Here is a 22,496-nt window from a genome sequence, read left to right as displayed (position 1 = left end):
ACGCTCATATTTTTGCCGCGGGTGGGGCCGTTGTCTAGTTGGTGGGTGTGGGGTGCGTGTCTACTTTTGAATAAGCCTCATAACCTTCTCCTGGACAGGGCTCTTGCTCTATGTAATACCCTGCGTACTAGCGCTCAATTTTTTTGGCTGGTTCGAATATTTACAGAAGAACATCGACAAAAACCAGGATTGACTCGCAAATCGCTCAACAAAAAATCACATCGTTTCGTATCACATGAGACGATGTGATTTTCTACTATATTTTTCTTCATCCCCCTGAATAGCTAGGCCCTGCTCATCACCAGATTCACAGCCCAGGACGCCAGGGGTCGTCTTAGTAGCTTGCCGAAGAACCAGCTGCAAGAGCCGTCATCACGACAACAGGAAGTATGACCAGCACAGCTAAACCGCCGATAACCGTATCAATCCATCCCCCCAAAAAAATTGACGGCAGTAGCAGCAGCACCGAGACGTTCAGCTTTATTGGCCTGAACAATAGCAATGGGGCCAAGAATAATTGGCACAGTAAAGAGTCCAATGATTCCGCAAGCCTCAGTATCTGGCAGGTTACGTGGCAAGAACGCTTTCAGACTTGAAGACCTACTCACTGTTGCCGGAGCCTTGGGGCTTTCACTTGATGAGCTACTTGGAGCATCAATCATGACTACAACCCCACCTACCCCAAATTACTTTGAAGATGAAAAGGGTAAGAAAAAAGTCGCCCCGATCGGATTCATTCCGAACGGGACGACTTATCAAATGGTTGCGGGGGCAGGATTTGAACCTGCGGCCTCCGGGTTATGAGCCCGGCGAGCTACCGAACTGCTCCACCCCGCGGCGACTCATATAACTATACGCACTTCACCAACACAGCGCAAGCCAAAACTGGCATTTGTGATGCACTCTACACAAAAGGACGCCACCTGCCCGCTGAGTGCGGGAGGCGGCGTCCTTATCTACCTAAGCCTGCTACAGCCTAACTCCTAGTTGGAGGGTGAGGGGCTGGGGCTTGCCTCGGTGGTAGCAGTGCCCTCGATACCTTCAGCATCAATGGCGCGCTGCAGAGCTTCGTTCAGACGGGTCTGGGCTTCACCATAGGCGGCCCAGTCGCCGGACTTCATAGCGGCGTCCGCGTCCTGCATCGCCTGGCGGGCATCCTGCAGGGCACCGGTCAGGCTGGCACTATCGGTGCTGGTAGCGGTACCGTCCGCTGCCTGGGCGGCTTCAGTTTCATCCACACCGGCGTCAGCGGCGGTTTCAGCGCCGGAGGAACCGCTAAAGAGTTCATCCAGGGCCTCTTCCAGGGTGGGTGCAAAACCGACCTGCTCACCAAAGCCCACGAGGACTCGGCGCAGAGAGGGGTAGGCGGCATCGCCGGAGGACTGCACGTAGACCGGCTGGACGTAGAGAATACCGCCACCCACGGGCAGGGTCAGCAGGTTACCGTTGATGACGTCAGAGGCGCCCTGGCGCAGCAGATTCAGCTCGGTCGAGACAGCGGTATCGGAGTTGAAGACATTCTGAGCCTGGCCGGGGCCGGGAACAACCGACGAGCGGGGAAGCTCAAGCAGGGTCAGCTTGCCGTAACCTTCAGCCTTTTCGCCGTCCTTACCGGTACCGGCATCGCCGTTGGCTGACAGGAAGCCGTACATGACGTTACGGGTGTTACTGTCTGACTGCTGGGGGATGAAGCTGGTGGTCAGGGAGAACTGAGCTGAGTCTTCACCCGGCATCTGCAGGGACATGTAGTAAGGGGGCAGGGGGCGGCCGCTGTCGTTAGTGGGGTCGTTGGGAATCGACCAGCGATCGTCCCCGTTGTAGAGACTATTTGCGTTGGTCACGTGGTAAGCATTGAGAATCTCTCGCTGAACCTTGAAAAGATCCTGCGGGTAACGCACGTGCTCAATCAGGGAAGCCGACATCTCGCTGTAGGGGCGCACCGTATCGGGGTAAACCTTCTGCCAGGTCTTCAGTACCGGATCCTGGTCATCCCAGGCGTAGAGGGTAACCGAGCCGTCGTAGGCGTTCACAGTGGCCTTAACCGAGTTACGGATGTAGTTAACCTGCTGGCTGGGCAGGGCCTGGGTTACGCCGGTTGCGGTCTCTGAATCAGAGGTCGCATTATCAAGCTGGGCTGCCTGCGAGTAGGGGTACTGGTTACTGGTGGTGTAGGCGTCCACAATCCAGAGCACCTGACCGTCGATGATAGCCGGGTAGGGGTTGCCGTCTACGGTCAGGTAGGGGGCAACCTTCTTCACGCGCTCTGAGGGATCGCGGTCGTAGAGAATCTGGGATTCGGGGCGGACGGCGTCCGACAGCAGGATATCTGAGGACTGGAACTTGATGGCGTAGGCCAGACGGTTAAAGGCGTTACCGATGACGGGGCCGCCGTTGCCGCTGAAGGTGTATTTAGCGTCCGCGCCGCTTTCGTCGTCAGCGGTCTGGGGGCGGTCAAGTTCTAGCGGTTCATCCTCGGCGGTGCCACCCACGATGGAGTAGTCGGGTGAGCTCTGGCCGAAGTAGATGCGGGGCTCGTAGTCGCCGCTAATTGCACCGGTTGCCTGAATACCCGACTGGATGAACTTGGGCTTACCGTCGGCTTCAACCTGGTTGCCGTAGGCGGCGATGACGCCGTAGCCGTGGGTGTAGACCACGTGCTGGTTAACCCAAGATGACCCGGCGTTCTGGTCGGGGTTCAGCTCGCGGGCGGCGATAACGGTGTCGGTCTCAGTGCCATCGATGGTGTAGCGGTCCACTGAAAGGTTCTGCCCAAACTGGTAGTAGGGGCGGAACTGCTGCAGCTGGGCAAAGGCGCCGGAGACCACGTTGGGGTCGAGCAGGCGGATGTTAGAGATGGTCTCACTCTCACCGCGCAGGGCACCTGCTGCGGTTGAGGTGGTGGCGTCGTAGTTCTGAACGTCGATCTGGTCCAGGCCGTAGGCGGCGCGGGTAGCGTCGATGTTGCGCTGGATGTAGGGGGCTTCTGCGGCCTGTTCGTTCGGTACGACCTGGAAGCGCTGTACAACCCAGGGGTAGATACCACCGGCAACCAGCGAAGCAATCACTAGCACGGCGGTGCCGATGATGGGCAGACGGAAGTTCCCGCGCACAGCGGCCAGAACGAAGAGGGCAGCGACCAGCAGGGAGGCGATTGCCAGAATCGCATTCACCGGGATGATCGCGTTGACGTCGCTGTACATAGCACCGGCCCAGGAGCCAGACTGGTCCTGGGTTGCGTTGTAGCGGGCCAGCCACAGGGTGATGCCGCGCAGCAGAATGAAGAGGGCACCGAGCACTGCGATGTGGCGGCGGAAGTGCACGGTGGTAGTGATACCGCGCTCCCCTACTACGATGCCGCCGTAGAAGTAGTGCATGACCAAAGCTGCCATCGCTGAGAAGATGATGGCGGTGCTCAGCAGGCCGGTCACCACATTGAGGAAGGGCAGGGTAAACATGAAGTAGCCCAGGTCGCGACCGAACTCGGGGTCTGTGGTACCAAAGCTTTCACCCTGGAAGAAGAGCAGGACGGTCTCCCACTGGGTCATCGCCCCACTACCGACGAAAGCGCCCAGAAGAACCGGCACAGCAATCAGAAGGACCTTGCGCATGCGCTCAATACCCTGGCGGTAGCGCTCCATATTCTGGTTGAAGAGGTCCTGCATATCGCCGTAGGGGTCGGGCACAGGGTTGCCGTTGGCATCCACTCGGGGGCCGGCAGGACGACGGCGGGGACTGGGAGTCTGTAGTTGGCCGTGCCTATAGGCGTAGAAGAGGCTGGCCCAGACGGCGATACCTACAACGATACTTGCAACCAGGAAGACGGCACCGCGGGTCAGGTTTTGGGTGATGAAAACCTTGAGGTAGCCCAGCTGGTCATACCAGAGGACGTCGGTGTACACCTGGGTTGCAAAAACAAAGGCTACGACCAGGGCGGCAATGATTGCCACGGTCACGGTCAGCGGCCGGTTTCTACGTTGAGGAGCGCGTGATGATGAACGGGGAGGGGTGCTTCCGGTACTCACGGGTATCCTTCAGTTGTGTTTCGTGTCTGCCGCAAAGGTGCGGCCTGTGTGGTGGGTGACGCCGCACAGTGGGCGACGCTACATATAAGACACTATTTTGCCAAAGAAAGCTGTGAGTTTCGAGAGTAGGCTTAGCGTTTCAGCTCTGGGGTGACCAGCCCCGCCCCTTATGAACAGGTGGGGAAGGTTGCGGGGTCTTCGCCCTGGCCGATGCGGGTCACCGCGTCTACCGCCTCATCCAAAGTTGATACCTTGATGACGTTCAGACGACGAGGCACGTTACCGACCACTTCATCGCAGTTATCTGCCGGGGCCAAGAAAACCGTAGCACCGGCGTCCGCAGCTCCCCGCATCTTTTGTTCAATGCCCCCGATGCTGCCCACGGTGCCGTCCGCGTCGATGGTGCCGGTTCCGGCAAAGTGAATACCGCCGGTCATCTCACCTTCTGTCAGCTCATCGATAATGCCCAGGGCAAACATCATGCCGGCCGACGGGCCGCCCACTTCTTCGAGGCCGTAGTTGACGGTCATGGGGAACTCAAAAGAGCGGGCGATGTAGAGGCCCAGCACGTAGCGCTGCCCCTGCTCATTGTAGGAGGGGGTGACGGTAACGTCCTGCTCGCTGCCGTCGCGGGTCACGGTGAGGGTAACGGGCTGCCCGGCGGACGCGTTCACCCGCGCGGTCAGGTCGGTGTAGCTTGCCAGCGGCTCACCGTTGAGAGCGGTAACCACATCGCCCTCCTGGAGGATGCCCTGGCTGGGGCCACCCTCAACGGCACCTGACACCGTTAAAATCTCGGTGTAGTCGATGCCCAACTGGGTGAGGGCAGCCGCCTGAGCTACCTCCTGGGAGTTGGTCATATCGGCACTATTCTGCGCACTGACCTGTTCACTGGTCACTGAAGGAGCATAGATCAAATCGCTGGGCAGTACCGCGGTAGAGTCTTCCAGCCAGGTTGCCAGCGCTCCAACCGCAAAGAGAGAAGTGTTGGGGCCACCTGCAACCGATACCGTGGTCATATCGAGGTTGCCGCTTACCGGGTAGGTCTGGGCGCCCTCAATCTCAATGAGCGGCTTACTATCGAACTCACCGATGGTGTTGAAAGTAGGGCCGGGTGATTCGGTCACGAAATCAACCGGAATCACCAGCGAAAACATCGACAGGCCTAGGGCCCCCACCGCGCTCACCGTGCGCAAATCAGCCCGACGTTCACGGGGGCGGGCGCCTGCTTTGTCCCTCTTCGAAAAAACCATAGGACTAGCCTACTAGCAAAATCGCCCAGCCCAGCCCACTCCCCAGCAAATTCCCACTTGGCTCAGGGCTAAAAGCATCCCGGGGTACGCGACGAGGTCGGTAGGCTAGTGAGAAACAGTAGCGGCGGGCGCCGCAGCCCCCTATTGAAACGAGGCAGAACGTGACCAACAACCCCTACGACTCAGCTGGCCGTGACCCCCTTGAAGAGTTCCTCAAAAAGCTACAGGAGCAGGGGTTTGATCCGTCAGCCATGAACGGGGCCGCGGGCTTCGACGCCGATGCCCTCAAAAACATGGGTATCCCCCTCGACCCGGCCATGCTCTCGGGTATCTTCGCCCAGGTCAATTCGATGATGAGTGCCCAGTCTAGCGACGAACCCGTCAACTGGGATATGGCAAAGCAGCATGCCCGCCAGGTACTGGCCATGGGTGAAGACCCCTCGGTGACTTCATCCCAGGCAGGCGCAGTCCGTGACGCTGCTGCCCTGGCAGATCTCTGGCTGGACCCCGTGACCATCTTCGAGCGTCCTGCCTTCGGTGTTGAAGCCTGGGCCAAAGCCGAGTGGGTTGAGAACTCCTTTGCCACCTGGAAAGACATCGCCGGCCCCGTTGCCGAAGAAGTCTCATCAGCCATGACCTCCTCTATCCAGCAGCAGATGCCCGAAGAAATGGCCGGCATGCTCGGCGGCGGCAATCTCTTTGCCGGTCTTGGCGGCATGATGTTCGGTATGCAGATGGGGCAGGCTATCGGCAAACTGGCCGAAGAGGTCGTCTCGTCCACCGACATTGGTATCCCGCTGGCCCAGGGGCGCTCAGCCCTGCTACCTGCCGGTGTTGCGGCCTTTGGCGAAGGCCTAGAAATCCCGGCCCAAGAGGTCATGCTCTACCTTGCCGTGCGCGAAGCTGCCCTGATTCGCCTGCATAAAACCAACCCCTGGCTGCGTGAGGACATCATCGACCTCATCAAGCGCTTCTCCCGCGGTATTCACGTTGATATTGAGCGTATGCAGGCAGCCGCTAACGACATCGACTTCGACCCCTCAAACCCCGAGGCCATGATGGATGCCTTCGCCGGCGACATGTTCAAGCCCCAGCTCACCGAAGACCAGCAGCTGGCTCTTGACCGTCTTGAAACCCTACTGGCCCTCATCGAAGGCTGGGTCAGCCTCGTCACCGAGCAGGCCACCAAAAACCTGCCCATGGCCCCGCAGCTGGCTGAGACCATGGCCCGCCGCCGCGCCACCGGCGGCCCCGCAGAGCACGCTTTTGCCCAGCTGGTTGGCCTTGAGCTACGCCCCCGCAAGATGCGCGAGGCCCTTGCCTTCTGGCGTCACTACGAAGAAAATCACGGCTTTGAGGCCCGCGACCAGCTCTGGGAGGGCCCCGAGACCCTGCCCACCGGCGAGGATCTGGACGACCCCGCAGGCTTCACCTCCCGCCGGGCCCTGCTCAACGCCAGCGAGGACGAGTTCGACGCAGCCCTCGAAAAGCTTCTAGCCGGCGGTTACGACGAGCCCACGGAAGGTACCGAAGGCAAGGACAAAGAATAAAGAGGCACCGGTCTAGGGAAGAGTCTTCTCTAGACCCTTCCTGCCTGTTGCGCCCGCTGCCTAAAAGTAACACCTTCCAAGAAGCCCCGCGCTTTCTCAAGATGGGGGTAGCGGGCTTCAAGGGCCCTAAAAGCCGGTGAATGGTTGGGCTCCAGAAAATGGCAGAGCTCGTGAAATATCACAGAATCCAGGGCGTACTCCGGTGCGCCCTGAAGTGTATGCGAGATGCGAATCGTGCGCTCAGCGGGGGTCGCTGAGGCCCAGCGCTGCTTCTGGTTGGTGACCCACCGGATTGAGAGCGGTTCTGGGGCTTCCGGCAGGTAGGTGGCTCGCAGGTAGTCAGCTCGCTCCCGCAAAAACTCATCGAGGGCACCCCGCTGGGCACCGGCGTCCTTACGGGCCCGGCGGGCCTCTACCTTAGGTAGCATGCGGCGCAGGTAGTCCTCAATCTCCCTGTCGGTGGAGGTGGCGGGGACCATCAGGCGCAGGCGTCCGTCCTTATGCGGCGCTAGCTGTACCGTGCGGGTGCGGCGGGTAGAGCGCACCACCTCAATCTCGGGGCGGGACGTCGTTGCCGGCAGGATCTCACGCGAGGTAGCCACTAGACCCCCTTGGGAGCGATGTCGTTGATAAAGCGGGAGCGCTTGCGCCCGGCCCGCCCGCCGGGGGTTCGCGAGCGCGACCAGCTCAAGGTCAGGTAGGAGCGGGCTCGGGTAATTCCGACGTAGAAGAGACGGCGCTCTTCGTCTACCTCGTCGCTGGTTTGGGCGAAGGAGATGGGCATAAGGCCCTCGTTGAGGCCGCACAGGAAGACTGCCTCCCACTCCAAGCCCTTGGCTGCATGAAGGGAGGCGAGGGTGACGCCGTTGAGGGAGGGAGCATCGCGGTGCTGGGAGCGCTGGATAAGCACCGCGACCAGCTCGTAGAGGGTGAATTCGGGGGGCAGGTCGGTGGCGCCGTTAGCGGACGCCCGCTCCCGCGCTTGCCTGCGCTCGTCGGCGAGGCGGTCGGCAAGGGACACCAGGGTTTCAAGGGACTCCCAGCGGGCTCGTTCCTGGCCTGAACGCTGGGGGGCTTTGGCTGACCAGCCCAGGTTTTTGAGGTTATCTCTCACGAGCTGGGTGACGCTGTCGGTGGCTTCAGCGCCCTTGGCTGCGCCCTGGAGCATGCTGATAGCGGCTCGGACTTCGGGGCGGTCAAAGAACTGTTCTGCGCCGCGAAGCTGATAGTTGATTCCGGCGTCTGTGAGGGCCTGTTCCAGGGCAGCTGACTGGGAGTTGGTGCGGTAGAGCACGGCGATATCGGCTGCCGGAACGCCCTCTTTGTCGATGAGATCCTTGATATCTTCAGCGATACCGATTGCTTCTTGCTCGTCATCGGCGTACTCAAACCACTCGGGTTTGGCCCCGGGCTCTCGCTGGGAGACCAGCTGCAGGGGCGGGGCCCAGGAGTAGCGGGTGGAGTCGGGCATCTGACGGCGGGCCGCTAACAGGCGGTTAGCCAGGTCGACCACCTGCGGGGTGGAACGGTAGTCACGCACCAGCTTAACCACGGTAGCGCCCTCGAACCGGGTGCGGAATTCGAGCAGGTGGCGGCTGGTTGCCCCGGCAAAAGAGTAGATGGTCTGGGAAGCATCGCCCACCACGCACAGGTCATCGCGGCGCCCCAACCAGGCGTCCAGTAGGCGTTGCTGCAGGGGAGAGACGTCCTGGTATTCGTCCACCACGAAGTGGCGGTACTGCTGGTGAATCTGAGCGGCGATATCGGGGTTTTCCTCGATAATGGCGACGGTCAGCAGCAGGATATCTTCGAAGTCGATGACGTTGCGCTCGTCCTTAAGCTCCTCGTAGGTACGCAGGAGGCGCACCATGTCGATGGGGCTGATATCTGTAGGCAGCTCCCGGTGAGCCAGGTGGGGCATGAGGGAGTCGGCCGTGAGCATGGAAACCTTAGCCCACTCGATTTCGCTGGCAAGGTCGCGCACGATGGCCCGGTCGGTAGCCAGCCCTAGGCGGCGGGCTGATTCGATGATGAACTGGGACTTATTCTTGATAATCTCGGGTAGCGCCCCGCCGATGGCCTGGGGCCAGAAATAGCGTAGCTGGGCGAGAGCGGCTGAGTGGAAGGTACGGGCTACAACCCCGGCGGCACCCAGCTGGCGCAGGCGCACTTTCATCTCTTCGGCTGCCCGGTTGGTGAAGGTGAGAGCCAGGACGGCCCTCGGATTGTAGCGGCCGATGGCGATACCGTAGGCGATGCGGTGGGTGATGGCACGGGTCTTGCCGGTACCGGCACCTGCCATCACGCACATGGGCCCGGCAAGTTCGGTAGCCACCCGACGCTGTTCGGGGTCAAGCCCCTCAAGGATAGTCTCGGGGTTGGGGGCAGACAGGGTAATGGGCTGGGCCCTGAGCTTATCGTGAATCATGGTGCTTCTCCCCTACCCTCGCAGTCCTTGTGGCCGGTAGCGGCCACGCCAGCTATCTAGTCTACCGCCCAGCAGGTCCCAGTGGTTGCCCCAGCCAGAACTCAATCAGGCGGCGGGAAATTGAGCTCGGCCCGGGTAGCTGCACAGCGCCTGACCGGTGGGCATCGAGGAGCTCTGATCGGCTGAACCAGCGGATTTCCTCAATCTCAGCCCCGTCAGCTTCAACCTGGTCGGGGTTGGAGATTTCAGCAAGATAACCGCACATCAGCGACCTGGGGAAGGGCCAGGGTTGCGACCCCAGATACTTCAGTGAAGTAACCAGCCCGCCGCATTCCTCGTAGACCTCGCGCAGGACAGCGGTTTCGAGGGCTTCGCCGCCCTCAACGAACCCGGCAAAGGTAGAAAAGCGCCCTTTCCCCCAGGCCCGCGCCTGCCCCAGCAGAATCTTGCTCTCACCCCCTGCATCAGCGGTAACGGCTGTGATAACAGCGGGGTCTGTGCGGGGGAAGAGCTCTCTACCCTCTTCGGTGACCCGCACCCAGCCGCCGCGGGTAGCGAAGGTGGGGGTGCCCGTCCGCGCATCATAACCAGAGGATGCATGCCAGGTGCTCAAGGACGCCGCAGCTGCCAGCACCTCGCCCCAGGCGAAGGCTGCTCCCTGCCCCTCATAAGCGTAGGCAGCGTAGTCGCGTATGTTCACCCACTCGCCGCCCGAGCGGGCAGCTACCACCTCAGCGAGGGTTTGCTCCTGGTTTTCAAAGCCCTGGAGGTTCAGGGGTGATTCTCCCAGGTCTAAGAAGCGGTCAAAGTCAGCCAGGATTACGAGCACGGGTTGTTCGGTTGTCTCCCCCTTCTGTGTAGGTGCGGACGCCGTTACCCGGCTCCCCGCGAAGATGAGGGCTGGGTGCTGGTGACGGTCGCGGGAGGTGTAGTCGAGTACAGCTTCAGCATGAAGATCAAAAACCTGTGCTAGGTCCAGCGGTTCTAGCCCCTGATCTGTTGTGTGAACCAGCACCTTGCCCCGATCAACTGCCAGCAGGGCAGGGCTAAGGAGCCAGGGGTAAAGGTCGCTAGATGTTCTATCTGTGGTGTCTTGCCTGCCCGCCAGGGCCTGCCCCAGGTGAGCGAAGAACCCCGGACGTTCCCGCACAGCACCGCTGGTTCGCACCCGGTCAGTAGTCAGTGGCAACCGCCCCAGGGGCGAAAACCAGCCCTGCCCGCTCGTGCCGGGTGCAGCGTCCGTATCGTCCTGCGAACTAGATGCCGACAGATTAGTCATATTTTCAGCATTCATATCGGGTTCGTTCCAACTTCTCTTGTACCCTTAAAAGTGTGACTTCAACACCGCTTCAACTTGCCGCCATCGTATCAGCTGGGGTTCCCGGGCTCTACCCCGTAGCCGCCCTGCCCTCAGCCGACGACGCCCTCGACTTCGACTCAGCCATCATCATTGACTCAGCTGACAAGCGCTGGCGCGTCCGCGCCCCCAAGCACCCCGAAGCGAGCGTGCGCCTCGAAGCGGAACACGTCATCCTCCAGTCTTTCACGCCGGGGCTCCGCGCCCGCCTGCCCTTCCTCGTACCCACCATTGTGGGTACCGTTCCCCTCGACGGGCGGCAGGCCTTCATCTACACCCACAACCCCGGCTCCCACTACGACATCGACGATTTAGCGGACCTCTCCCACCGAACCCGCGAGGGCCAGCCCAATATTGCGGACGAGATTGCCCGCCACATCGCTACCATTCACGTTTTCCCCACCACCATCGTTGAGGACGCCGACCTACCGGTCTACACCGGCCAGCAGGTCCGCGAGCGCCGCCTGGCCGAGCTAGATTTGGCTGTTGCTACTGGCAAGGTGCCCTCTGGGCTGCTCACCCGCTGGGAAGAGCAGCTCAACGATTCAGTAATGTGGGACTTCCGCCCCCGCGTCATTCATGGGGACCTCAACGAAGACAACCTGGTGCTTGATCAGAAGAAAATCGTTGAGATCACCGGCTGGTCAGAGGTCTGCGTCGGTGATCCCGCTGCTGACTTCGCCTGGCTGTACGCCTGCGAAGACCCCCTCTTCAGGGAGAGGGTCTTTGCGGCCTACCGTGAAGAGATGCCCCAGGAGCCCGACCGGAACCTCGAAGCTCGAGCTAACCTCTATGCGGAGTTCGGTCTGGCCCAGTGGCTGATCCGCGGGGTGGAGCTAGAAGACCGGGTCATGATTTCAGAGGCTGTTTCTATGCTCGACCACCTCGAAGCTGAGCTGCGAGCTGTTGGAGCCCTAGCCGGCTAACTGAGCGGCCCGCTCCAGCACCTTCTCTAGCTCTGCCCGGGTGGAGAAGTTGGTCACTTCGATACTTTCTCCGGTTGAAGCGTAGAAGAAATGGGCCTCTACGTTTTCTTCGGGTACCCCCTGTAGGCGGGCAAAGCCCAGGCGGTAGAGGGAGAGCTGCACCGACCGTTCTTTGAGCTCCTTCTTAGTGCGCGGCGGCTGCCCCGTCTTCCAGTCCACCAGCTGCCAGACGGTCGAGCCGTCGCCGTCCGTCCGGGTAAAGATAGCGTCGATGCGGCCGCGCACCGTTACTCCTGCAAGCGGTGTTTCCAGCGGGTATTCCAGGGCCCAGGGTTCACGGCTTGCCCATTCGCTGGCAAGGAAGTTCTCTCGCAGGGCCGGAATATTGAGCTCTTCTTCGGTGCTGTCGTCATCGAAATCTTCGTCCATGTCGAGCATGCCGCTGGTGCCAAAGTGGTCTTCAACCCAGCTGTGGAAGATGGTGCCCTGGCGGGCCGCGATGCCCGGCTTTTGGGGCATGGGGCGTCGCATGTTGTCGATGACGGCCTGCGGGTCTTTGACCAGGTTGACGAGCAGGGAGGCTGACAGGTGGCCGGGTAGCTCGAAGGAGCTGTTTTCCGCGGGTGCAGCCAGCAGGCTCAGGAGCAGGTCGGTTTCTTCCTGCCAGTCCTCGATAGCGTCTCGTGCCTCTTGGGCCTGCTCCGGGGTGGGGTCGGGGAGGGCAGCGAGAGCTTCAGCTAGCACATCTGCCTCAAGCCCTCCGCGCAGCACGTTCTGGGCCGCACGCTCGACTATCTGGCGGGGGCTGAGCCCTGTTAGGTTGCCCTGTTTACTCTCGTTTGGGCTGGGTGCAGGGCCTGCTGCTTCGAGTTCCTGAAGGGAGGTCCAGGTCATCTGATGGGGCCCGTCGAAGGGGTCGAAGGGCCAGAGGGCGGTAGTAATCGTGGCTGACTGGGGGTTGACGGTGCCTACCTGCTCAGGGTCAAGCTCGCTCAGAATTTCAGCTAACTCAACCGGGGCATCGAGTAACTCGGCGACGAAATCAGACATGAGGCGGGGCTTAGCCGTGGTTCCCTTCCAGGCCGAGGTAGTCAGAACGAGCAGGGATCTGGCACGGGTGTACCCCACGTAGGCCAGACGGCGCTCTTCTAGGGTTCGGTGTTCTACCGCTTGCTCCGAGAGCTGGGCCATGAAATCACCGAGATCCTGCAAGTGATCGAAGTCCGCCCGCCAGCCGGGTAGGTAGGCGGCATCCCCGCGCAGGGGCCAGGGCAGGGTGTCCGACTGCTTGGTCCAGCGTTCGTCCTTAGCATCGGGGAAGTCTCCGGCAGCCATGCCCGGAATATACACTTGGTCCCACTCCAGCCCCTTTGAAGCGTGTACGGTGAGAATTTGCACCGCGTCGTGGCGGGGGGCCTCTGCTGCCATTTCGAGCCCGGCTTCCTGCTGGGCTGCCGCATCGAGCCAGGCTAAGAAGCCACTAACCCCCGATGCCGAGGCGCCGGTGGCGCTGAGGGCAAAGCGGACGCCGTCCTCCCCCTCTTCCAGGGGCTGGCCGTTGGCAGCTGCCAGGAGCAGGGCGTTCACGCGGGGGGCTGTGGACTCGTAGGTAGCGGCCACATCGTAGAAGGCGTCAAGGTGTCTGCGGGCCGATGTTGCGTGTGCCCCCGGGCGGGCAGCTAGCTCGATATCGAGCAGGAGGGTGCGCTCGATTTCGCTGATGAGGGTGGTGAGGTCATCGGCGGTGAACTGGCGCAGGTAGGTCAGTTCCCTCGATACGGCCTGAAGTCGTTTCAAGCCTTCGGCGCTGATGGACCGGCCGCTGCGGGCTGAGACCCAGCCCTCCTGTGGCAGGTTTTCGAGCGCCTCAATCAGGGAGGCTCCGTCGGTGACGTCGGGGGCGGCAGCCTGGAGCAGGCGCCGGTAGTCTTCAGCGGACGCGGGCATCTGCTCACCAGCGTCCTTTAGGTCCCTCGCACTGGTGGCACCGCGTTCAGCGGCTTCGCTCAGGCCCTCAACCTCGTCGAGGATTTCCTGTTCGGCGCGCAGGGCAGCGGCCTGGGCTGTAATGCCAAACCTGATTTCAAGTTCTCGCTGGCGTTTGAAGGCTTCTGCCCACTCGCCAAAGGCTAGCAGGTCAGATAAGCCGAGCCGCCAGCGGGCGCCAGCCAGTATGCGCATGAGCGCATCTGAACGGCCGGGGTCGCTCAGCACTCGGAGTACCGCCACCAGATCTACGATTTCGGGGGTATCGAGCAGACCGCCCAGACCTACTACCTGGTAGGGGACGCCCAGCTCGTCGAAGGCTTCTTGCAGGGGTTCCATCATGGCCCGTTTTTTGCAGAGGACGGCCATGGTCGGCATGTCGGAGAGCGGGCGGCCAACAAAGCTAGAGCGTTGCTCGGCGATCATCTGGCCAAGGGCCCGGGCTTCTTGCAGGTCTGTGAGGTACTCCCCTACCAGCACCCGCCCGGCGGTGGGTTTGGGGCGCGCGACCAGGGGCGGCACCTCGATGGTGTGGGTGCGCTGAACCCAGTCGGGGCTTACGCTCAGGGGATCAGCTACCCGGTTAGCAGCTGCCAAGATAGAAGTATCGTTTCGCCAGGCCACGGTGAGGTAGCTGGCGGTACGGTCTTCTGCCGGGAAGTAGTCATAGAAGCTAAAGAGCTGGCCGTCAGAAGCTCCGCGGAAGCCGTAGATAGACTGCTTGGGGTCGCCCACCGCCATCACGGGGTGGGCAAGGGCATCTGCTTTTGCCCCAAACAAATCGGAGAAGAGCTGCATCTGGGCATGGGAGGTATCTTGGAATTCGTCCAGCAGCACCACCCTAAAGCGTTCCCGTTCTGTCTGCGCAGCCTGGGGTACGGTCTTCGCGATGTGGGCTGCCTTGGCGATGAGGTCGCCGTAGTCCATCACCTGCATCTGTTCTTTGATGGATGAATAGCGTTTGACCAGCTCAGCGTAAAAAATACGCAGCTGTAGCCCCTGCACCAGGGCCCGCTGTTCGGTGGTAGCCCCTTTAACCGTGGGCTTACCCAGGTGCTCTACCTGTTTCAGAGTTTCTGTGCACCAGTCGATAACAGCATCGGGGCTTACCAGGTGTTCAGCGCACTCGGACGAGAGTTTGATGATGGCTTCCACCATGGTTGATTTAGCGACGTCTTTTTCAGGCAGCTTACCCTCATAGTGCTCTACGATTTGGGCAACCAGCTGCCAGGTTTGAGCGCCACCCAGCATTTGGGCGTCGTCTTCTACGCCGATGCGTAGCCCGTACTGCTGCACCAGCGTATTAGCGTAGGAGTGGTAGGTGGAGATGGTGGGGTCGCTCGTAACTCCGTCCGCGCCTTGATCAGGGTTTTCTCGCACGAGCCCCTGGCGGCGGAGCTCTTCAAGGCGGGAGCGCATACGCTCCCGCAGTTCACCGGCGGCCTTGCGGGTGAAGGTCACCCCCAGTACCTGGTCGGCGCGCACAAGCCCGTTTGCAACCAGCCACACCACACGGTCCACCATGGTGGCGGTCTTACCCGAGCCTGCTCCCGCTACGACCAGGCGGGGTACCAGCGGGGAGCTGATAATGGCAGATTGCTCCGCTGTGGGTAGGGGGCGGCCCAGGGCTTTTGCAATATCTTCAGGGCTGAGAAAGGTTTCTGCTGGCTTCTGTTCAGTCATGATTCTGCCTTTACTGGGCGGGGCGGACGGTAATAGCGCGGCCCCGTGAGCAGATGGGGCAAATATCGGGGAGGGCACAGCCGATGCCAAAGGGGCCACCTGCGGTATGCCGAGCCTGCAGGTGCTCCCCTGCAATCAGTTCGGCAGCCCGGTTGATGAGTTCAACGGCCCAGGTACTTTCAGCGGTCAGAGGGGCCTGTTCCTGCTCGGAGTAGCTCTTCGTGGTCCCACCAATTTGTAGAAGCAGGGCACCGCCAGAAAGCTCGTGGAGCCCATCGAGTACCGGCACCTGGTTCGGTTGCGGCTTCGCTGGCTGCTCACCCTCTTTCTGGGCTAGGGCATCGTGCTGTAGGGCCTGCTGCATCAGGGCGCCTGCACCGGCTTCTAGAGCAACCTGGTAGGCAGCGAGCTGTGGGTGCTGTTCAAGGTCTGCCTTGCTGGGCTTACTCTTACCGGTCTTCAGATCGATGATGATAAAGCGCCCTACCTGGTCTACTTCGATGCGGTCCACACGCCCCGACAGCAGGGCGTCCTTGGCGGGGCCGGGCACCAGCACACTAAAGGAACCTTCGACGCCCACCAGGGAGCGTCCTTTGCCCTTGAGGTCTCGCACGTAGTCGGCGAACTTCTGGAGCATGCCCTCGGCCCGCTCCACCATCTTCTGGCTCTCCCAGGTTTTGGGGAGCCCTAGCTGGGGTAGACGGCGGTGGAGCTCATCGCGCAGGTCGGTTCCGTTCCCATCGGGCATATCTTCGCAAATGGCGTGGATGAGAGTGCCCAGCGACCGCGAGGCGTCGGTGGCAGCTTCAGCACGGGAGGCAGCTACAAACCAGTCGAGGGGCGAGCGGTGAATCTTTTCAATCTGAGACGGCGATACCGGAACCGGCCCGTCCCCTTCAAAGGCCGGGGCCTGTGAGGACAGGGGCAGCAGTCCCCACCAGGAGCGGGGGTGGGCACCGGGTAGGTTCAGCCCGGAGGTCTGCTCAGGGTCAGCGAGGCGGCCCAGCAGGCGGGCAGCAGCATCGGCTTTCGCCGGTGAAATATGCTGGGCTTCTGACCACTGGCGCAGTTCGGCAACCAGCGAGCGCAGGGTCATGGGGCGGCGGACCTCGGTGAGGGGCCGCTCGCCGCCGGGGGCCGGGGCAAAAATATCGAGCAGCTCGCTGGGGGCCTGGTCTGCAGAAGATACAGCGGTGCAGACTACCCGGGAGCGGGCTCGGGAGGTTGCTGTGGCGAACATACGGAACTCGTCGAAACGGTTGGAGCGTAGGCGTTCAAGGAGCGAATAGCCGGGAGCTACTCCCCCACCGTTATTGCGTCCGTTTGTATCCAGGCGCCCGGTAGCTGCGTCCACAAGGTCGAGGGTTCCCAGTAGGGAGCCGCGGACGGTGGTGTTCGGCCAGGTGCCATCTTGCAGGCCGGCGATGTAGACGGTGTCCCATTCGCGCCCTGCGGCGAGAGCGGGGGTCATGATTTCTACGGCGGCGCGGTGGTTGGTGCGCTCTGCCAGGGTATCCATGGGTAGGTCTTGGGCATCGATGTAGGCCAAGAACTGTTCGGCGGTGGCTCCTGGCATCTGGTCGGTGTAGCGTTCGGCTGCCTCAAACAGGCCTATCATGGCGTCGATGTCTCGCCCGGCGCGGTCGGCTCCTGCACCGCCTGAGAGGGACTGGGCTTTCCAGAGGGGGGCAAGTTCTGAGGCCTCCCAGAGTGCCCAGAGGACGGTTTCGGCGGTAGCGCCGGGCTGGTTGAGGGCTTTATCGCCTGCGGTGAGTACCCGGCCCAGGCGGCGGGCAGCGGCGCTGCTTTCGCCGGTGGGCAGTAGTTGGGGGTTGACGAGGGCTTCAACTAGGAGGGCATCGCTGTCGCGGGTGCCCCCGGCGCGCAGTTCTTCTGCGCGGAGACGCTGGCGTAAACGACGCACATCCATGGTCGATGCCCCGCCCAAGCGGGAGGTCAGCAGGGAAACCGCAGTATCAGCGCCCAGGCCCCAGGTGTTTGCTTGCTGGGTAGCTGATAGCTCTGTCTCTGCGGCGTGAGGGCTCGTGGCCCGCTCTGTAGCCCGTAGACGCCGGGTGTGCAGGATTAGCCCCAGGGCATCGAGGAAGGGGCGGGCGGCAGGTTCATCGCGCACGGGGGTGATGGAGGCTGCTGTTTGTACGGGAACACCCAGGTTAATGAGGGCTCGTTTGAGCCGGGTGACGTCTGAGCCGTTTCGCACGATAATAGCGCTACGCTGGTAGGCCCTGCCCCGGTAGAGGTGGTCTTCAAGAATCATTTGGGCTAGCAGCTGGTTTTCCTGCTGGGGGGTTTCTACAACCAGGCCCTGCACCTCGGGGTCTGGTTCTGCTGCTTTTGCGGGGTTTAGCAGGGCGCCGTCGTCCCCGACCGGCAGGAGGGCTTCTTCGCTGGGCGCCTGCGGGGCGGGGGTAAGGACGCGCCGGTGGGCTGCCCGGGGCACAACGGGTAGGCGGGAGGCTAGTTCTGCCCAGCGCTCGGCGATAACAGGTGCCATGCGCCAGCTCGTGGTGAGCTCTTCTGTAACGAGAGAGGGGAAGATGTCGGGGAGGCTGGCTGCCAGCTGGGGGCTGGCTCCGCGGAAGCCCTGCACGACCGTATCGGTGCAGCAGGTCATAACCGCTGCCGGGCCCGAGGCAAGAAGGCCGTCCAGGTCTGGTGATTCGGCTTCGGTGACAGAGGCCAGTGAGTTGCTAGCTGTGGTACGCAAATACTCTGCTGACCTGCCGGTCAGAACAGCCAGTAGCCGGTAGATAGAGGGAGTGAGTTCTTGCACGTCGTCAATGAGCACCAGGTCAAAGCGGGCGCGTTCTGCACTCAGAAAATCGGGGTGGGCTAGCAGGGTCTTGGTGGCCTCGTGGATAAGGGCTGCGGGGTCGAAGGCATGCGGGGCGCGGAGGGCGCGCACCTGGCGGTATTCAGTGTAGAGCTTAGCCAGGGCCCGCCACTCGGGGCGGTCGAAGCGCTGCGCTAGGTCTGTAACTGCTGAGGCTGTGAGGTCGTATTCGGCCATGCGATCGAAAAAGTCTCGCACCTCGTGGCGGAAACCGCGGGTTTCAAGGGCTTCACGGAGGTCATCGGGCCAGATAATGCCAGAGCCTTCGCCGCTGCGGTGGCCGTCAAGGAGTTCTTTAATCAGGACGTCCTGCTCCGGGCCTGAAAGGAGCTTGGGGGTGAAGTCCAGGTGGGGTAGGTAACCCTCGATATGGGCCCGTCGCAGCAGGTCAAAGGCGTAAGCCTGCCAGGCTCGTACCGGGGCGGTTGAGACTGTTGCGGTGATACGGGCTGAGAGCGCTTCTCGGAACCTGGTTGCGCTGACGCGTGAGGGGGTGAGCACCAGCAGACGGGCAGGGTCTTTACCCTGCTCAATGAATGCGGTAGCTACTTCTAGCAGGGCCTGGGTTTTACCGCTGCCGGGCGCGCCCAGAAGCAAGGTAGCGCCCTGAGTCTCTACTAGCTGCTCGTGTATCACCGTGCACTCCCCATCTTTTGTCGTGGTCGAGGTTCTCACTGTATTCCAAGTTCATCATAGGTGGCTGACATTTTAAGAGCCTGGGCGCCACCTGCCCCAAATATTTTTGTGGCGCTACTTCTGTCGCTACTATCGAAGGTATGACTTCATGGACCGAGCTTCCCCGCGCCACTTTCGATCTTGAGACAACCGGTATCGACCCTAAGACTGCCCGCATCGTCACGGCTTCTTTGGTCTTGGTTTCTCCGGACGGCGAGGTTTTGCGCGCCGGGGAATGGCTGGCTGACCCCGGGGTTGAGATTCCTGAGCAGGCGTCCGCTATTCACGGCATCACCACCGAGTACGCCCGTGAGCACGGCAAGCCTGCCCAGCAGGTAGCCTACGAGGTGGCTATGGCTCTGGGCGGCCTCTTTGCCGACGGCATTCCCGTCATCGCCTTTAACGCTGCCTACGATTTCTCGGTGCTGCATTTTGAGCTGGCCCGCTACGGGTACCCGCCGCTGACTTGCTACCCAGTGCTTGACCCCCTGGTCATCAATAAGCACGTGCACAAGTTCAAGAAGGGCAAGCGCACCCTGGAAGTGCTGGCGAGTGAGTACAGCGTGGAGCTGGAAAACGCCCACACTTCGAAGGACGATGCCCTGGCAGCTGAGCGCCTACTGACGGCTATGAGCTTTGAATACGAAGAAATTGAACAGCCTGCTACAGCCCTGCACGAGCAGCAGATTACCTGGGCAGCCGAGCAGGCAGCCGAGCTGCAGGACTACTTCAACCGCATTGGCAAGCAGGCGGACGTCAGCGGCGCCTGGCCGGTGCGCACCGACTAAGGTTCAGGTAGCGTGAACGCTCCGTCAGGACGCCGGTAGGCAGGTAGGTGCCTTGAGCACCGTCACTTGCCCACCGGCGTCCTTTTCTGCACTCCCTCTACTAGATTTAAAGAAGCAGATACACCACAACCGCAAGGACGACCGTGAACGAGCCCGCGCCCACCAACAGCATCTACCTCGGCTCCACCCGCAATCAGCACAAAGAACTGGTAGCCCAATCGGCGGTCGTCCTCAAACTAGGCCTGCTCCTCATGAAATCTGGAGCCAGCGCCTACCGCGTCAAAACCTCCATGTCCCGCCTAGCCAAAGCCGTAGGACTTGAAGAACACCACGCCCAGGTCCACTTCACCGAGCTCTCCACCACCGCCTACTCCGGCGGAAACTTCCGCACCGAAATCGCAGAAACCCGCGTCAAGGGAATCTCCGCCTACAAAATCGACCTGCTCAGCGACTTCGTCTCGTCCCTGCCCGAACGCATCGACCCAGCTCTAGCCGACGCAACGCTCACCCGCATTGAGAAAGAAAAGCCCCTCTACGCCCCCTGGCTCCTAGCTCTCGCTGCCGCCCTAGCCTGTGCTGCCTTCGCCTTCCTCAATCGGGGCGGGGTCATTGAATGCTCAGTTGTTCTCGTTGCGGCCTTCGCCGGCCAGCTCCTACGCTCCACACTAGCCCACCGGGGTCTCAACCATATGGCGGTCTGGATGCTCTGCGGCCTGCTCTCAGCCGGTATCTATGTGGGAGTCATGTCGGCGCTTATCGCCCCCGGCCTCATCGCGGATAACCACCTAGTGGGCTTTATATCCTCAATTCTCTACCTGGTACCGGGCTTCCCCTTGGTCACCGGCATGCTGGAAATAGCCCGTATGGACTTTTCCTCCGGTATCTCCCGCCTCACCTATGTTGCCCTGCTCCTGGGTAGTGCGTCCTTTTCGGTCTGGCTCATCTCCCTGGTCTTTAGCCTGCCCCTAGAGCAGGCCCCCGCCCCGCACCTGGGGTTCTGGCTGCTCCTGATCCTTCAGATGCTGGCCTCCTTCACCGCCGCCTTCGGCTTCGCCATGCTCTTCTCAGCCACTCCCCTCTCCTGCGCCTGGGCAGGGGCAATCGCCGCAATCGTAAACCCGGGTCGTATCTGGTTAGTAGAAGCCGGATGGGCGCCCCACCTCGCCATTGCCCTGGCCGTATTTATCGCCGGGGTACTCTCAGAAATCATCGCTCCCCTCCACGCCCGCAGGGTTTCCCGCATCTCCCTGGCGGTGCCAGCTACCGTCACCATGGTTCCCGGTGTCATGTTTTACATGTCCATGGCCCACTTCTCTAACGGCGATGTCAATGAGGCCCTAGCCAGCTTCGTGCAGGTCCTGCTTATCTTCGCTGCTCTAGGAATGGGCCTGGCACTCTCCCGCCTGCTCATGGACAAGAACTGGCTCTACGACCGCGACACCCAGAACCTGGCCACCCTGCCGCAGGGGCACATGAGATAAGGAAACTTACACGCAGAAGTAGGTGAAGCAGGCATAACTATGGGCGCGGCGCACTGACCTTCGCCAACTAACCTTCTCGCTGGCTCGCAAGCTCGCAAGCGATTCATGCCAGACCCAGCCAGTTGGCTACCGGCCAGTGCGCCGCGCCCGTAGAAGGTATGAGCCTAAGCTGTCGCCTCCGCCGCTGCTCGGGCGGCGTCGGGCAGGGCCGAGATGATGCGGTCCATGGCGGCATCATCGTGGGCTGCCGAGAGGAACCATGCTTCAAAGGCGCTGGGCGGCAGGTAGATGCCGGAGTTCAGCATGGAGTGGAAGAAGGCATTGTGGCGGTAGGTTTCTGATGCCTTGATGTCTTCGTAGTTGTGCACGCCCGTATCAGCAGTGCCAAAGGCCACGGAGAAGAGGTTGCCTGCGGTCTGGATGGAGTGGTTGACCCCGGCGGCGTTGAAGGCTTCAACCAGGGCAGCCTGGAGCTGGGCTGAGCGGGTATCGATAGTCTCATAAACAGCAGCGTCAGCGGCCTTGAGGGTTGCAAGGCCAGCAGCCATGGCGATGGGGTTACCCGAGAGGGTACCTGCCTGGTAGACGGGGCCGAGCGGGGCCAGATATTCCATAATTTCGCGCTTACCGCCCAAGGCAGCCATGGGCATACCGCCGCCGATGACCTTGCCGAAGGTAAAGATATCGGGGGCCCAGTTACCTTCAGCGGGGGCTGAGTAGCCCCAGTAGCCTGCGGATGAGACGCGGAAGCCGGTGAGCACCTCGTCGAAAATCATGAGGGCGCCCTGTTCGCGGGTGATTTCACGTAGGAAGGCGTTGAAGCCCTCAGCCGGGGTCACTACGCCCATATTGCAGGGGGCAGCTTCGGTAATGACGGCGGCAATGTCGCCGGGGTTGGCGGCAAAAGCTGCGCGGACGGCGTCCTCATCGTTGTAGGGCAGAACGATGGTTTCTGCGGCGGTGGCGGCGGTGACGCCTGCCGAGCCGGGCAGGGCAAGGGTTGCAACGCCGGAACCGGCTTCTGACAGTAGGGCATCGACGTGGCCGTGGTAGCAGCCTGCGAACTTGATGATCTTGTCGCGGCCGGTGTAGCCGCGGGCCAGGCGGATGGCGGTCATAGTCGCTTCGGTACCGGTGGAGACCATACGAATCTGGTCGATGGTGCCGGGGGCTACGGCGTTGATACGGTCAACCACCAGTTCAGCCAGTTCGGTCTCGGCGGCGGTTGAAGCGCCGAAGGAGAGGCCGTGCTCTACAGCCGCGTGGACGGCTTCAATCACGCCGGTATGCTTGTGACCAAGTAGGGCCGGGCCCCAGGAGCAGACCAGGTCCACGTAGTTGTGGCCGTCCGCGTCGGTCAGGTAGGGGCCGGATGCTTCTACCATGAAGGCGGGGGTTCCGCCCACAGAGTTGAAAGCGCGCACGGGTGAGTTGACGCCGCCGGGAATGACGCGGGCAGAGCGGGCAAAGAGGTCTTCTGAAACGGTCAAGGG

Annotated in this window: 13 protein-coding genes and 1 tRNA gene; 4 read left to right on the top strand and 10 right to left on the bottom strand. The window is 61.6% G+C overall.

Going from position 1 to position 22,496, the window contains the following annotated elements; genetic code table 11:
- Positions 1–422: 422 nt before the first annotated feature.
- The 4 genes from ACFP6B_RS06560 to ACFP6B_RS06545 all read right to left on the bottom strand — a co-directional run bounded on the left by ACFP6B_RS06560 (position 423) and on the right by ACFP6B_RS06545 (position 5,275).
- A complete protein-coding gene (locus tag ACFP6B_RS06560; protein WP_377128402.1) occupies positions 423–662 on the bottom strand; it encodes a hypothetical protein in 240 nt (79 codons plus the stop codon).
- A 98-nt stretch (positions 663–760) separates the two neighbouring features.
- A tRNA-Met gene (locus ACFP6B_RS06555) sits at positions 761–837 on the bottom strand.
- A 146-nt stretch (positions 838–983) separates the two neighbouring features.
- Positions 984–4,022: a UPF0182 family membrane protein gene (locus ACFP6B_RS06550; protein WP_377128399.1), complete on the bottom strand. Its 3,039-nt coding sequence runs from the start codon at positions 4,020–4,022 to the stop codon at positions 984–986.
- Between the two features lie 167 nt (positions 4,023–4,189).
- The gene (locus ACFP6B_RS06545; RefSeq protein WP_377128396.1) at positions 4,190–5,275 is read right to left on the bottom strand and encodes a YlbL family protein; all 1,086 of its coding nucleotides are present in this window, start codon (positions 5,273–5,275) and stop codon (positions 4,190–4,192) included.
- A gap of 161 nt (positions 5,276–5,436) precedes the next feature.
- On the opposite strand from ACFP6B_RS06545, the gene ACFP6B_RS06540 reads away from it, so the two are divergent.
- Complete coding sequence (locus tag ACFP6B_RS06540; protein WP_237194429.1) at positions 5,437–6,825, top strand: zinc-dependent metalloprotease; 1,389 nt, start codon at positions 5,437–5,439, stop codon at positions 6,823–6,825.
- Between the two features lie 29 nt (positions 6,826–6,854).
- Here the strand turns inward: ACFP6B_RS06540 and ACFP6B_RS06535 are convergent, their stop codons facing one another.
- The 3 genes from ACFP6B_RS06535 to nudC all read right to left on the bottom strand — a co-directional run bounded on the left by ACFP6B_RS06535 (position 6,855) and on the right by nudC (position 10,532).
- The gene (locus ACFP6B_RS06535) at positions 6,855–7,427 is read right to left on the bottom strand and encodes a M48 metallopeptidase family protein (RefSeq protein WP_377128392.1); all 573 of its coding nucleotides are present in this window, start codon (positions 7,425–7,427) and stop codon (positions 6,855–6,857) included.
- The gene (locus tag ACFP6B_RS06530; protein WP_377128389.1) at positions 7,427–9,253 is read right to left on the bottom strand and encodes an ATP-dependent helicase; all 1,827 of its coding nucleotides are present in this window, start codon (positions 9,251–9,253) and stop codon (positions 7,427–7,429) included. Before ACFP6B_RS06530 ends, ACFP6B_RS06535 begins: the two co-directional genes overlap by 1 nt.
- Positions 9,254–9,314: 61 nt before the next feature.
- Positions 9,315–10,532, bottom strand: a complete 1,218-nt coding sequence (nudC, locus tag ACFP6B_RS06525) for an NAD(+) diphosphatase (RefSeq protein WP_377128386.1) — start codon at positions 10,530–10,532, stop codon at positions 9,315–9,317.
- A gap of 53 nt (positions 10,533–10,585) precedes the next feature.
- Between nudC and ACFP6B_RS06520 the strand changes: the two genes are divergently transcribed.
- Positions 10,586–11,536 (top strand): phosphotransferase, encoded by a 951-nt coding sequence (locus tag ACFP6B_RS06520; RefSeq protein WP_237242694.1) that lies wholly within the window; start codon positions 10,586–10,588, stop codon positions 11,534–11,536.
- Here the strand turns inward: ACFP6B_RS06520 and ACFP6B_RS06515 are convergent.
- On the bottom strand, positions 11,525–15,205 hold the full coding sequence (locus tag ACFP6B_RS06515) for a UvrD-helicase domain-containing protein (RefSeq protein WP_377128383.1): 3,681 nt from the start codon (positions 15,203–15,205) through the stop codon (positions 11,525–11,527). The two genes, ACFP6B_RS06520 and ACFP6B_RS06515, sit on opposite strands and share 12 nt — an antisense overlap.
- Positions 15,206–15,215: 10 nt before the next feature.
- The gene (locus ACFP6B_RS06510) at positions 15,216–18,695 is read right to left on the bottom strand and encodes a PD-(D/E)XK nuclease family protein (RefSeq protein WP_377128380.1); all 3,480 of its coding nucleotides are present in this window, start codon (positions 18,693–18,695) and stop codon (positions 15,216–15,218) included.
- Between the two features lie 140 nt (positions 18,696–18,835).
- Here ACFP6B_RS06510 and ACFP6B_RS06505 point away from each other — a divergent pair, with 140 nt between their 5' ends.
- Positions 18,836–19,522, top strand: coding sequence for a 3'-5' exonuclease (locus ACFP6B_RS06505; RefSeq protein WP_377128377.1), 687 nt, complete (start codon positions 18,836–18,838; stop codon positions 19,520–19,522).
- A 143-nt stretch (positions 19,523–19,665) separates the two neighbouring features.
- A complete protein-coding gene (locus ACFP6B_RS06500; protein ID WP_377128374.1) occupies positions 19,666–21,003 on the top strand; it encodes a threonine/serine exporter family protein in 1,338 nt (445 codons plus the stop codon).
- Positions 21,004–21,167: 164 nt separating this feature from the next.
- On the opposite strand, the gene hemL is transcribed toward ACFP6B_RS06500, so the two are convergent.
- Positions 21,168–22,493 carry a glutamate-1-semialdehyde 2,1-aminomutase gene (gene hemL / locus ACFP6B_RS06495; protein WP_377128371.1) on the bottom strand — a complete coding sequence of 442 codons (1,326 nt, stop codon included), beginning with the start codon at positions 22,491–22,493 and terminating at the stop codon, positions 21,168–21,170.
- Positions 22,494–22,496: the final 3 nt, after the last annotated feature.

Source organism: Rothia nasimurium, from assembly GCF_042660305.1.
Taxonomy (GTDB): Bacteria; Actinomycetota; Actinomycetes; order Actinomycetales; family Micrococcaceae; genus Rothia; species Rothia nasimurium.
This window is presented reverse-complemented; position numbering and strand designations above follow the sequence as displayed.